The organism is Thermobacillus sp. ZCTH02-B1, from assembly GCF_002159085.1.
Lineage (GTDB): Bacteria > Bacillota > Bacilli > Paenibacillales > Paenibacillaceae > Thermobacillus.
Genome location: NZ_LZRU01000004.1, coordinates 21,523 through 34,023, shown reverse-complemented (window position 1 = coordinate 34,023; position 12,501 = coordinate 21,523). Strand labels below are relative to the sequence as shown.

Below are 12,501 nucleotides of genomic sequence, written 5' to 3'. Positions count from 1 at the left end.
AGAAGACCGCCTATCCGGTATTAGCATCCGTTTCCGGATGTTATCCCGGTCTTCCGGGCAGGTTGCCCACGTGTTACTCACCCGTCCGCCGCTAAGTCCCCGCGTCTTCCACCCGAAGGCTTCCGTCGCGGAAACTCCGCTCGACTTGCATGTATTAGGCACGCCGCCAGCGTTCGTCCTGAGCCAGGATCAAACTCTCCATAGAAGCTTGCGCGCTCCGGTTTCGTCACCCTCAGGGTCGTACCCTCAGGTCGACGGGCAACTCAAGCTCGTGTTCAGTTTTCAAAGAGCAATCTTCCTCAACCCGCCGCCCTTTCAGGCAGCGACTTTTATAATATATCACATTTGACCGCCGCGATGCAAGTGTTTTTTGTTGCAATCTGTTTCCACCCGCATCCCGCGGACAAATCAACCGCCGAACGACCTCGGCCATTCCAGCGGCGAAGAATAATTTATCACATGACTTTGGCGTCGTCAAGCCGTGTCGAACGTCCAAATTGCGTCCATTTCACGCAAAATCCGCCTCCCGGCGAGGCGGATCGCAAAATCAGGCACATACCGATTTGTCGCGCGGTTTATTTCGCGGCCGCGTATTGCATCTCCAGCGCATCCGGATCGCCCGATACCGGCAGCACCGCGACTTCCCGGATCAGTCCGCGGGTCACCAGCTTGCGCAGCAGGAGCGACAGGTCGAGCCGGACCGATTTCAGTTCCGGCCGGGCCATCAGTTCGCTGACGCTCCACGGTTCCTCGCGGCTTTCGATGATGTCGAGCAGCAGGCGGCAGCACGATTTCATTTTGCTCATGACATGGAACTCGCAGGCCAGCAGCACGAGCTGCACCCGTTTCTCGAGGGACTCCAGGCTGGTCGTGAGCTCTTCGTACAGCTTGTAAATGCCCGGATTGTACCGTTTCATCTGGCTCCAGACCGTCAGTTCGGGGTGTACGCCGTCCTCGATCAGCGAGATGTGCGCCCAATGGTGAAGCGCGGCGAGCACGTTGCTGTGGGCGTCGAGGATGTTGCCGTCGTTCAAATCCTGCTTTGCGTGAAGGAACGTCCGAAGGAACGCGGAAAATTCCGCCGCCAGCTTCTGCCGGCGCAGCTCCTCCGGAAACGCGATCACCCGCTGGCGAACCTTCTCCAGATATCCGTCGCTGTCCATCAGAATTTCCCCCCGCACGATCCAGGGAATGATGCTGCGGTTCTCGACTCCGGCGATCCATTCGTCCAGCAGGGCGGCCGAAATCGTGCGGATTTGCACCCGCTTGCCTTCCGCCCGGACGTGCCGGACGCTCCGCTCCTGCCCGTCGGTCCGCTCCGCAACCGCGAGCAACAGCATGTCCAGACCATCGATCAGCGGGTTGTACCGGTAAGGATTGTCGATCAGCATGACGCCGATCAAACCCGGAGTGCCCTGCAGCCATCCCAGCCATCGCGCCGTTTCCATCGGTGAACCGGATCCCCCATTGTTTCTGGCATGTTCGCGAGACATCGTATATAATGAAACTCTGTGATAGATGTTCGACAGTCATCCGGCATTTCCTGCCTCGCGGCGCAAGTCAACCCGCAACGGATGGGAGAGAGTCCGATGTTCTTCAAGACCGCGAAAATCAACGAATTCCGCACCTGGGGCCTGCTGCTCACGCTGATCGGCATGGGGCTGATGGTCGCGGGCACGGCGGGCATCGTGTTTTGGGGCGTGCAGCCGGGCAAAATCATCGCGGGCATTTTCCTCGTGCTGGGGATGATCTCGCTCATGCTCAGCATGGGCGTCTATTTCTGGGCCGGCATGCTGTCGACGAGCGCCGTCATGCTGATCTGTCCGGAATGCGGCCGCCAGACGAAAATGCTCGGCGAGACCGACCGTTGCATGTTCTGCCGGACGATCCTGACGAAGGACCCGAACAAGGCGACGGTGTTCCCCGACGGGGAAGGGGACGCCGAAGACGGCGCGGTCCCGGCGGTCGCGCAATCCCCGGACGGCCGGGACAGCGGGCCAAAATCGGAATGAACGGAAAAAACCCGCGGCGCGCGCGGATTCGCATCCGCCGCATGCCGCGGGTATTTTTGCGCGCTTCGGCGCCATTACGGCCGCGCCTCCAGCGTATCGTGCAGCACCTGCCAAATCTCCGGCTTCGCGAAACCGCGCTGCCAGGTGGCGACGCCGGCGAGCCCGTATTTTCTCGCCAGCTCCGCGCGGGCCCGGATCGAGGTCTCGTCCTCGATCCAAATCCGGTGCCGCCCTTCCTCCGTCTCGTACTCCACGTAGTTCTGTCCGGCGTCCTCGTCGTAGACCGGCCGGAGGCCCCGCTCGCGGATCAGCTTCTCGACCGCTTCCATGCCGAGCGCCCGCGAGCTGACCTCGACCGATCCGTCGTCCTTCTTCTTCTCCGTCCACACCCGCGTGTACAGCGGGATGCCGAGCACAAGCTTCGACGGCGGCACGCCGTCCTCCTCGAGAATGCGCCTGACGGACCGCTCCACCCAGGGCAGCGACGCGACCGAACCGGCCACCGGGCTCGACGCCCAGTGTTCGTCGTACGTCATGACGATCATGTAATCGACGACCTCGCCGAGCGCCTTCCGGTCCAGGAACAGCGACCACATTTCGCTGTTCGATTTCGGCGTCACGTCGATCGAGACGACGAGCCCCTGCTCGTGCGCGAGCGGCACGAACTCGCGGACGAACTGGACGAGATTCTCCTTGTCCTTCGTATACACGTTCTCGAAGTCGATGTTGATGCCCTGCAGGTTGTACGTCTCCGCATAGACGAGCAGCTGACGGATCATGTGGAGCCTGGACTCGTAGGTGGACAACGCCTCGGTCGTCCGGTCCGGATCGAAGCCGTTGTTCACGAGCGCCCACACCTGATAGCCGCGCTTGTGCGCCCAGGCGACGTAGGACGGGTCGGCCTTCGACCGGATCGTGCCCTTGCCGTCCAGGAGCTCGAACCAGGTCGGGCTGATGACGTTGACGCCCGGCATCGGTCCGATCTTCGCCGGATCGGGCGGCACCTGGTAGACCGCCTCCCACGTCAGGTTGATCTTCCGGCCGTCCGCCGGCCAGGGCAGGAACGGGCTTTCCCGCTCGGGTTCGGGGACCAGCTCGACCTCCGCGAGCCTGAAATCCGACTCCCGGGCGTATCCGACATGCCCGGAGCCGGTCTGCACGCGGTACCAGCCGTTCTCCTCATCCCAGATGCGCACCTCTTCTCCCGGTTCGATCGTCTCGATGACCGGCGCCTTGATCGTCGGCTCCGATCGGACCGCCGCGCCTTCTTCGGCCGTCGCCTCGGCCCGGCGCACGGCTTGTCCGGGCTTGAGCAGCGTTACGATGCCGGTCTCCTCCGCCACCTCGGCGACGAGTCCGTAGAGCGCCGCGACCGGAGCGAGCGGCAGGTACACGACATCCCCGTCGGTCTCGGCGGCGACGGTCAACTCGAACGGTTCACCGTTCATTTCCGCCGTCAGCGCCTCCGTCCGAAGCCGCACCACCCTGTCAAGCGTCGTCAAAATGACGGAATCGCTGTCCGCCTCATACCGGATCGGCACGTCCTCGCCGAGCACGGCGCGGATCATGTCCAATGTCAACAGCACGTTCGCTTCGCGGACGCGCGCTTCGCCGTCCAGCTGCCGCCCCAGGTAAAACACCGGATGCGCCGCACCGTAGTCCGGCACGATCGTATCCCGGTTCGGCAGATTCCGCTGCCACCAGGCTGCCGCGGCGCCTGCCGCGGCCGACAGCAGAAGCAGCAACGCAAGCAGCTTCAGAAACGGCGCCGTCCGGCCGGTTCGCCGCCGGCGGGGCGGATACGGCGGATGCATTCTCGAAAGTTCCAATTCCGGTTTCCCCTCTCTCCCGGTTGCCCGTCGGGCAAAAAAGAAATACGTACAGCGGGCCGAAACGCTCAGGCTCCGGTCCCTGTACGTACATAGACGCAGACGCCCGCCCTTTGGGTTCGTCAAGCGCCCGCATGTCCCGGTCAATGTTCAATGCTTGCTGCTACTGTCTTTCCTGCCGGCCTTGTCCTGGTCCTGATTCCCGGCCGCGCATTCGGGACAGATGCCGTAAACTTCCATCCGGTGCCCTTCGACGATGAATCCCGTCTCCTTCGCGGCCGCCTTCTCGACCTCGAGGAGAGGCGGGTATTCAAAATCGGTGATCCGTCCGCACGATTTGCAGATGCAGTGATAATGGTCCGACAGATCGGCATCGAACCGGCTGGAATCGTCGCCATAGGTCAGCTCGCGGACAAGTCCGGCATCGACGAACAACCGGAGATTGTTGTATATCGTCGCAACGCTCATGCTCGGAAAATCCGGCGACAATGCGCGATAGATTTCGTCAGCCGTCGGATGCGTCTTCGAATTCATCAGATACGACAGAATTGCGTGGCGCTGCGGCGTCATGCGTACTCCGGTACTTTTCAGTTGTTCCAGCGCATCGCTGACGCTCGTTGCCATTGGTGTTCACGCCTTTCAACCGTGTTACTTTCATTGTAAGGTTTCAATTTTCAATTTGTCAATTCCGGTGGAGCGGACAATCCCTGCCAGACGCGGGCGGACGCTATTCCAGCGAGGCGGCGTGCACCCCGTCGAGTCCGCGAAGGTCGTCGAGCAGCTCGGTTTCGTTTTTCTTTTTCATGCGGACGTGGAGATAGACGGCGATCTGGCCCGGACCGAGCTCCCCCGCCTCGTCTTCGTCGCCTTCGCCCCGGAACCGCATCCTGCGCAGCTCTCCCCCGCGGCCTTCGACCGCCTCCCTGATTTTCTGCATGAGTCCCGGACGGTCCTCGACGTGCAGCACGATGAGATGTTCGGACTTGCGGCGGAAAAGTTTTTTTTCAAGGATGTTCAGCGCCCACAGCACGAACAGGACGAGCAGGGTGGAGACGGCCGCCGCAAAATAGAAGCCCGCGCCGACGCCGAGCCCGATCGCCGCCGTCACCCAGATCGACGCGGCCGTCGTCAGGCCGGTCACGCCGCGTCCCGTTTGCAGGATCGTGCCCGCGCCGAGAAAGCCGACGCCCGTGATGACCGCGGCCGCCAGACGCGCCGGGTCGACGCGGACGTTCATCTCGTAGACGAATGCCGAGAAGCCGTAGATGGACAGCAGCATCATCAAGCATGAGCCGAGGCATACCATGATATGCGTGCGCAGGCCGGCCGCGTGCCGCGACCGCTCCCGCTCCAGCCCGACCAGGCTGCCGAGCACGGCGGCCGTCAGCAGGCGGACGAGAATCTGCGTCTCGCTGATGTTCCAGGGATTGTCGGTGACCGGGGCGAACAGGTCCATATCTCCTCTCTCCCTCGGATCGGGTTGCGGCCGGCTTGCGGCCTCCAGTCAAGCGAACCGCCCCGCTCCGCACAGTTCCGCACGGAAGGGGCGGCTCGAAGTTCCACGGGTATTTCAGGACTTCAACGCTTCCACGAGCAGTTTGTTCACGAGCGCCGGATTCGCCTTGCCCTTCGTCTCCTTCATGACCTGACCGACGAGGAAGCCGAGCGCCTTTTCCTTGCCGGACTTGTAATCCGCGACGGACTGCGGATTGGCCGCGATGACCTTCGCGACGACTTCGCGGATCGCGCCCTCGTCGCTGATCTGGACGAGCCCCTGTTCCTCGACGATCTGCTGCGGGCTCTTGCCGGTCTCGAGCATCGTCCGGAACACCGTCTTGGCGATCTTGCCGCTGATCGTTCCCTTCTCGATCAGGCCGATCATCTCGCCCAGCCCCTGTCCCGTCAGCTTCACGTCATCGGGCTCGAGATTGTTCGCGTTCAGATAGCCGAGGAGTTCGCCCATGATCCAGTTCGCGGCCGCCTTCGCGTCCTTCGTGTACTTCAGGCTGTCCTCGAACAGGTCGGCCAGCTTCTTCGACGACGTGATGACGCCGGCGTCATAGGCGGACAGCCCGTACTCGGACATGTAGCGCGCCTTGCGGGCGTCGGGAAGCTCCGGAATCGAAGCGCGGACGCGCGCCTTCCATTCCTCGTCGATCACGATCCGGACGAGGTCCGGGTCGGGGAAGTAGCGGTAGTCATGCGCCTCCTCCTTGCCGCGCATCGACACCGTCTTGCCCGCCGCCTCGTCCCAGCGCCGCGTCTCCTGCACGACCGTGCCGCCGCTGTCGAGGATGTCGGCCTGGCGCCATTCTTCGTATTCGAGCGCACGCTGCACGCTGCGGAACGAATTCATGTTCTTCAGCTCGGTGCGCACGCCGAACTCCTTCTGCCCCCACGGCCGGAGCGAAATGTTCGCGTCGCAGCGCAGGGAGCCCTCCTCCATCTTCACGTCCGACACTTCGCAATACAGCATGATCGCCCGGAGCTTCTCCATGTAGGCGCGCGCCTCCTCGGGCGAACGGAGGTCCGGCTCCGAGACGATCTCGATGAGCGGCGTACCGACGCGGTTCAGGTCGACCAGCGAGGCCTGTCCGCCCTCGACGTGGGTCAGCTTGCCGGCGTCCTCCTCGAGGTGGACGCGGGTGATGCCGATCCGCTTCGTCTCGCCGTTCACTTCGATGTCAATCCAGCCGTTCCGGCCGATCGGCTGGTCATATTGCGAAATCTGGTACGCCTTCGGCAGGTCGGGATAGAAATAGTTCTTCCGGTCGAACTTCGTCACGTCCGCGATCTCGCAGTTGAGCGCCATCGCGGCCTTCATCGCGAACTCGACCGCCTGCCGGTTCACGACCGGCAGCACGCCCGGATGGCCGAGGCAGACCGGGCACGTGTGCGTGTTCGGCGGATCGCCGAAGGAGACGGAGCATCCGCAGAAAATCTTCGTCTTCGTGCGCAGCTCCACGTGCACTTCCAGGCCGATGACCGTTTCGTATGGTTTTGCGACCGTCACGCTTGCGCACCTCCCACGGCCGCCGGGCGCAGCTTGTGGTGCTCCGTCGCCTGTTCATACGCGTATGCCGCACGCAGCACCGTGATCTCATCGAACGCCCGGCCGATGATCTGCAGGCCGACCGGCAGACCGTCCGCCAGGCCGCACGGCACACTGATCGCCGGCAGGCCGGCCAGGTTGACCGGAATCGTGCAGATGTCGTTCAGATACATCGTGAGCGGATCGTCGATCTTCTCGCCGATCCGGAACGCCGTCGTCGGCGTCGTCGGCCCGATGATGACGTCGAACTTCTCGAAGGCCTGGTCGAAGTCCCGTCTGATCAGCGTGCGAACCTTCTGCGCCTTCAGATAATAAGCGTCGTAGTAGCCGGTGCTGAGCGCGAACGTGCCCAGCATGATGCGGCGCTTCACTTCCGCGCCGAACCCCTGGCTGCGCGATTTCCGGTACAGATCGATCAGGTTGGCCGGATTTTCGGCGCGCACGCCGTACCGGACGCCGTCGAAGCGGGCCAGGTTGGAAGACGCCTCCGACGAGGCGAGCAGATAATAGGCCGCGACCGCATATTCCGTATGCGGCAGCGACACTTCCTCCCAAGTCGCGCCGAGCGACTCGAACACCTTCAGCGTCGCGAGTACCGTCTCCTTCACCTTCGGATCGATGCCTGCGCCGAGATATTCCTTCGCCACGCCGATCCGGAGGCCCTTGACGTCGCCGGTGAGCGCCGCCGTGTAGTCCGGCACCTCGACGTCGGCCGAAGTCGAATCCATCGGGTCATGGCCGGCGATCGCCTGCAACACGTAGACCGCGTCCTCGACGTTCTTCGTGATCGGACCGATCTGGTCGAGCGAGGACGCGAAGGCGACGAGGCCGTAGCGCGAGACGCGCCCGTACGTCGGCTTCAGGCCGACGACGCCGCAATAGGCGGCCGGCTGCCGGATCGATCCGCCCGTGTCCGAGCCGAGCGCGAAATAAACCTGCCGCGATGCCACGGCCGCCGCCGAGCCGCCGCTCGAGCCGCCGGGCACCCGCTCCGGATCCCACGGGTTGCGCGTCACCTTGAACGCCGAGTTCTCGTTCGAGCCGCCCATCGCGAACTCGTCCATGTTCAGCTTGCCGATCGTGACGGACTGCGCCTCGCGGAGCTTGTCCATCACGGTCGCGTTATAGATCGGAATGTAATTGCTCAGGAAGCGGCTCGCGCACGTCGTGAGCAGCCCTTCCGTCACGATGTTGTCCTTGATGCCGGCCGGAAGGCCGAACAGCAGCCCGCGTTCGCCGCCTTCCCGAAGCTGCCGGTCCAGCTCGGACGCCCGCGCGCGCGCCCCTTCTTCGTCAATCGTAATGAACGCCTGCACGACGGGCTCGGTCTCCCGGATCCGGGCGAGCGAAGCCTCGACCAGATCGGTGACCGTCAGTTCTCCGCCGGCCAGGCGGTCTTGCAGTTCCCGCAAGCGCAGATCCAATACGGACAACGGTCGTTCCTCCTCTTCCTATTCCAGTACCGCCGGCACGCGGAACTGTCCGTCCTCTTCGTCCGGCGCGTTCAGCATCACTTTCTCGATCGGCGTCGACGGCCGCGGCACATCGTCCCGCATCACGTTCGAAATCGGCAGGACGTGGCTCGTCTGCGGGACATCTTCCGTATCCAGTTCGTTCAGCTTCTGCGCGTAAGCCAGAATCGCGCCGAGCTGTTCCGTGTATTTCGCCTTCTCTTCTTCCGTCAGTTCGAGCCGCGCCAGATTCGCCACGTGCTCGACATCCCGGATCGAAATGCTCATCGCTTCTGCCAGAGCCTCCTTCTCGTCCGATCAATTCCTTCCATTATAACGCACGGCCGCCGGCCGCACAATTCATTCATCCTTCACACGCCTCGCCATTGTCCACCGTCCACGACGATCGCCTGCCCGGTCATGTAGCTGTTCGCCGGCGACGCGAGGAAGGCCGCATACCGCGCGAACTCCTCCGGATCGCCCGAACGCCCGAGCGGAATCAACGACTCCGCGCGCCGACGCACTTCCTCCACGGAAACGCCTTCCCGTTCGGCGGACGCGCGGTCCAGGTTCACGATGCGGTCCGTCTCGAAGCGCCCCGGACAGAGCGTGTTGACGAGAATGCCGTCCGGCGCGAGCTCGTTCGCCAGCGTCTTGACCAGACCGTGCAGACCGGCCCGCAGCGTGTTGCTGAGCACGAGCCCGGGAATCGGCTGCTTGATGGCCACCGAAGAGATGTTCACGATCCGCCCGCCTCCCGCGCGCCGCATGTGCGGCACCGTCTCGCGGATCAGCCGGATGACGCTCATCAGGTTGAGCTGGATCGCCGCCTCCCAGTGCTCGTCCGTCATGTCCAGAAACAGGCCCGACGGCGGCCCGCCCGCGTTGCAGATCAGCGCATCGATCCGGCCGAAACGCCGCGCCGCCGCTTCCACAAACGCCCGGATATCGCCGGCCTGCGACACGTCCGCCCGCATCGCGAGCACCTCGCGGCCCGAAGCCTCGCGGATCGCTTCCGCCGTTCGCCGGAGTTCCGCCTCGTCGCGGGCGCAGATCGCGACATCCGCGCCCTCCAGCGCCAGCCGCATCGCGCAGGCGCGGCCGAGCCCGCGGCTTGCCGCGGTTACGATCGCCGCCTTGCCCGCCAGTCCGAGATCCATGTCCGTCGCAAGCCCCCATCCGCCAGAATGGTCCTTGAAAATTATACCTTACGATCATTCGCGAATGAAAGCCCGCGCCCGTTTCCGCCGGCCAAGAAGAAACTCCCACGGCGCCGGAACGCTCGTGGGAGTCCTTCTTCGACCGGAAACGCCGGATTGGGCCGGCGAACGCTCTGCTGCGCGGTCATATCCACGCTTTCAGATTCACCTGGCGGATGAAGTCTTCCCGGCTCTGCACTTCCTTGCCGGTGCTTTCGCGGGTTTCCGTCTCTCCGCCGTTCATGATTTTGCGGAAGAGCTCTTCATTGTGCGTCGCCAGCGCGTAATCGATGAGCATCTCGCGCTCCACGCGCTCGGCTTCCCGCTTCAGGATCACTTCTTCCGCCTCGATGTCGCTCGCCGGAACGAACACGTTCTTGTTCACCTTGGGAAGGCGGACGACGTAGTCGAACGCATTGTCCGCATTCCGGTCATACGCAATGATATATCCGTACTCGCCGATCGGGAGGTTTTGCTCGAAATGATCCGCAACGACTATAACCTTCTGGCCAAGCTTGAACATCGCTCACCGCCCCTCTCGCTGCGCATCACGGCATGCCGCCGCATGAACCGTATTCCGGCCTGCCGCTCCCTATAAATCTATCCTACTCAAAAAGAGACCGGTATGCAAATCCCGGGAAGAAGAACTCCCCCGCATATGTGTATGCGGATCATCCGTTTTTGAGCACGGCTGCCGACCCGTAGGCAACGGCATTTTTCTTTTTCTGCGCAGCGCGCCGCCCGACGTCCGTCCGCAGGCCGGTTCGATGATCTTTCTTGCCTTCCCTTTCGCTCCCGGGCTCCTTACGGCAGCCGGATCAGCCGCTCGGGCGTCAGCGTCAGCGCAAGCGGCGGTCCGTCGGCTTGAACGGCATAACTGTTCTCGATGCCTACGACCCCTCTCCCGGGAAACGTGAACTTCGGCTCCACCGCGATGACCATGCCGGGTTCGAGCGGCATGTCGAAACCGCGGGCGAGCACCGGCCATTCGTCCACCTCGAGCCCGATGCCGTGGCCGAGGAACCGTACCCGGTCGGCGCCGAAACCCATGAAATGATCGGCCAGCCCCGCCTCGTCCGCCATGCGCAGCGCTTCCTCGTACACCCGTTCCGCCGGAACGCCCGGCATGAGCAGCTCTTCCGCGCGGCGCATGATCCGGATGGAAGTTTCAAAGGCTGCGCGGAGATCGTCCGGCAACTCGCCGATCACCGCCGTGCGCGTCTGGTCGATGATGTATCCGTCGATGCAGCAGCCGATGTCGAGCAGAATCGGTTCATTGCGCCCGAACGGCCGCCGGCTGACGCTCTGCGCCGCCGCCGGTCCGAGTCCGCGGCCGCCCGCCGGTCCGTCGAACGCCGACGGCTCCGCCGCCGCCTCTCCGGCGCCGACCATGCCGGTCAGCACCTCCATATTGTAGGCGCGCATCCGCATCGTCCCGATATGGCCGCGCTTCCGGATCTCGTATTCGAACGCCGCCATCCACTCCAGCTCGGTGACGCCTTCGCGCAGCAACGGCAGCGTCATGTCCAGCGCCTCGGCCGCAACCTGCGCGGCCGCCCGTATCCGGCCGATCTCGTACGGCGACTTCACCATGCGCAGACGGCGCATCACGGCCGATCCGTCGACAAGTTCCGCTCCGATTCCGCGCAGCGCTTCGGCCAGCCGCAGATATAGCTGTGCGGGCAGCGCGTCCAACGGCGTGAGCACGGTCTTGCGCCCTTCTCCGTCGGCCAGTCGGGGAAAATCGGCAGCCAGTTCCGCGCCGAACGTCCGGAACGAACCGAGCGGCTTGACCCGGACGCCCGACTCCCGCTCCGCCCGCGCCACGCTCCGGCGCACGTAGAACACCGGCTCGCCCTCCGCGGGCACGAACAGATAGCCGGACTGCATCGTGCCGGTCAGATAATAGAGGTCGGTATGCTGCGAGACGAGCATTCCGGCATGCCCGGCCTCCCGCAGCCGATCCCGGAGCTTCCCGATCCGCTTTTCCGTCTCTCCCGCCGGCAGCGCATGTTCCATGATACGGCCTCCTCCGTACGTTTCTCCGAGATTAATCTTCACCCGAAGCATTCCGATTGTCAAAATGTTCCCGCATGTCAAACAACCTGTTCGCGGTGCGCCCCGGAGGCGTGTCGGCTTTCCCGAATGTCATCCGGATGAGCAAACCGGATGAGATCGTGAACGAGAGCCGCCGGAGATAGGTTCGAAAACAACCGAAGCCCCGGATGATCGAAGGGGATCTGTCGAATGGAAGCGCCGCGGCGTCCGGACGAGCGGAGGGGACAAGGCCAAAAAGAGACGCCGCGACGCCAAGAGGAGCGAGGGGGATTATGGCCGGAAAGAGAAGTGCGGCGCCCGGCCGAGCAAGGGGAAGTGAGCGGCAGCATCGCTCAGACGGGCAGCACCAGTTCCGCCGAGCCCTTCACATACCACTCGATCGGATCCATCACGCTGAAGCCGCGCGGATACCGGACCCGCACGATGAGAATGACGCCCGGGCGCCGCAGCGTTACTTCATAGTCATAGACTTCGTTCCGGTAGGTGTACGGGAAATGTTCGTTTCCGTTTACGACGCGCAGCTCCGCGATTTCCACCGGATCGCGCAGCATCGAGCCCGGCAGCGGCGCAAGCGACGAATCCAGCCGCAGGTTCGTCTGCAGGTACCGCAGCGCGGCCGATGCCGCCGCCGCCTCGTCGATGTGCACGACGCCGGCGGCCAATGCGTCCTCGTCCACCTGCTGTGCCGCCGCATGGGCGGCCCGGTTCACTGCCCGCTTCGCCTCGAACAGGGTTCGGATCGACATCTCTTCGTCGACCTGCAGCGCCACCAGCATCGCCCATACCGCCGCCATCAGCGTCAGCAGCAGCAGTTTGTGCATGCGTCCTTCTTCATTCCCCCCTTTCGGTCATTGGATGGAAGCGCCCGTCTCCGCATCCCCCCTGTTCCGCGTCTGATCG

At 63.7% G+C, this 12,501-nt stretch carries 12 protein-coding genes and 1 rRNA gene; 1 reads left to right on the top strand and 12 read right to left on the bottom strand.

The genetic code is table 11. The features are described from left to right. Both A9Z00_RS01100 and A9Z00_RS01095 read right to left on the bottom strand, forming a co-directional pair. Positions 1 to 205 (bottom strand): 16S ribosomal RNA (locus A9Z00_RS01100); the annotation flags it as partial. A gap of 370 nt (positions 206 to 575) precedes the next feature. Beyond that, a complete protein-coding gene (locus A9Z00_RS01095; protein WP_296973449.1) occupies positions 576 to 1,448 on the bottom strand; it encodes a nucleotidyltransferase-like protein in 873 nt (290 codons plus the stop codon). 141 nt (positions 1,449 to 1,589) lie between these two features. Between A9Z00_RS01095 and A9Z00_RS01090 the strand changes: the two genes are divergently transcribed. Then, positions 1,590 to 2,012 (top strand): YgzB family protein, encoded by a 423-nt coding sequence (locus A9Z00_RS01090; RefSeq protein ID WP_296973447.1) that lies wholly within the window; start codon positions 1,590 to 1,592, stop codon positions 2,010 to 2,012. 74 nt (positions 2,013 to 2,086) lie between these two features. Here A9Z00_RS01090 and A9Z00_RS01085 read toward each other — a convergent pair whose 3' ends face one another. From A9Z00_RS01085 to A9Z00_RS01040, 10 genes are all read right to left on the bottom strand, one after another. Next, on the bottom strand, positions 2,087 to 3,841 hold the full coding sequence (locus A9Z00_RS01085) for a glycosyl hydrolase family 18 protein (protein WP_296973444.1): 1,755 nt from the start codon (positions 3,839 to 3,841) through the stop codon (positions 2,087 to 2,089). 150 nt (positions 3,842 to 3,991) lie between these two features. After that, complete coding sequence (gene perR / locus A9Z00_RS01080) at positions 3,992 to 4,465, bottom strand: peroxide-responsive transcriptional repressor PerR (protein ID WP_296973441.1); 474 nt, start codon at positions 4,463 to 4,465, stop codon at positions 3,992 to 3,994. Between the two features lie 103 nt (positions 4,466 to 4,568). After that, on the bottom strand, positions 4,569 to 5,297 hold the full coding sequence (locus A9Z00_RS01075; RefSeq protein WP_296973439.1) for an MgtC/SapB family protein: 729 nt from the start codon (positions 5,295 to 5,297) through the stop codon (positions 4,569 to 4,571). A 114-nt stretch (positions 5,298 to 5,411) separates the two neighbouring features. Then, positions 5,412 to 6,854, bottom strand: coding sequence for an Asp-tRNA(Asn)/Glu-tRNA(Gln) amidotransferase subunit GatB (gene gatB / locus A9Z00_RS01070; RefSeq protein WP_296973436.1), 1,443 nt, complete (start codon positions 6,852 to 6,854; stop codon positions 5,412 to 5,414). Continuing rightward, complete coding sequence (gene gatA, locus A9Z00_RS01065) at positions 6,851 to 8,326, bottom strand: Asp-tRNA(Asn)/Glu-tRNA(Gln) amidotransferase subunit GatA (RefSeq protein ID WP_296973435.1); 1,476 nt, start codon at positions 8,324 to 8,326, stop codon at positions 6,851 to 6,853. Before gatA ends, gatB begins: the two co-directional genes overlap by 4 nt. Positions 8,327 to 8,344: 18 nt before the next feature. Further along, positions 8,345 to 8,632: an Asp-tRNA(Asn)/Glu-tRNA(Gln) amidotransferase subunit GatC gene (gene gatC / locus A9Z00_RS01060; protein WP_296973433.1), complete on the bottom strand. Its 288-nt coding sequence runs from the start codon at positions 8,630 to 8,632 to the stop codon at positions 8,345 to 8,347. A gap of 83 nt (positions 8,633 to 8,715) precedes the next feature. Then, the gene (locus A9Z00_RS01055) at positions 8,716 to 9,504 is read right to left on the bottom strand and encodes an SDR family oxidoreductase (RefSeq protein ID WP_296973430.1); all 789 of its coding nucleotides are present in this window, start codon (positions 9,502 to 9,504) and stop codon (positions 8,716 to 8,718) included. A gap of 184 nt (positions 9,505 to 9,688) precedes the next feature. Beyond that, positions 9,689 to 10,066, bottom strand: a complete 378-nt coding sequence (locus A9Z00_RS01050) for an ATPase (protein WP_296973428.1) — start codon at positions 10,064 to 10,066, stop codon at positions 9,689 to 9,691. Between the two features lie 281 nt (positions 10,067 to 10,347). Further along, positions 10,348 to 11,562: a M24 family metallopeptidase gene (locus tag A9Z00_RS01045; RefSeq protein WP_296973425.1), complete on the bottom strand. Its 1,215-nt coding sequence runs from the start codon at positions 11,560 to 11,562 to the stop codon at positions 10,348 to 10,350. 371 nt (positions 11,563 to 11,933) lie between these two features. Then, on the bottom strand, positions 11,934 to 12,422 hold the full coding sequence (locus A9Z00_RS01040; RefSeq protein ID WP_296973422.1) for a hypothetical protein: 489 nt from the start codon (positions 12,420 to 12,422) through the stop codon (positions 11,934 to 11,936). Positions 12,423 to 12,501 lie beyond the last annotated feature (79 nt).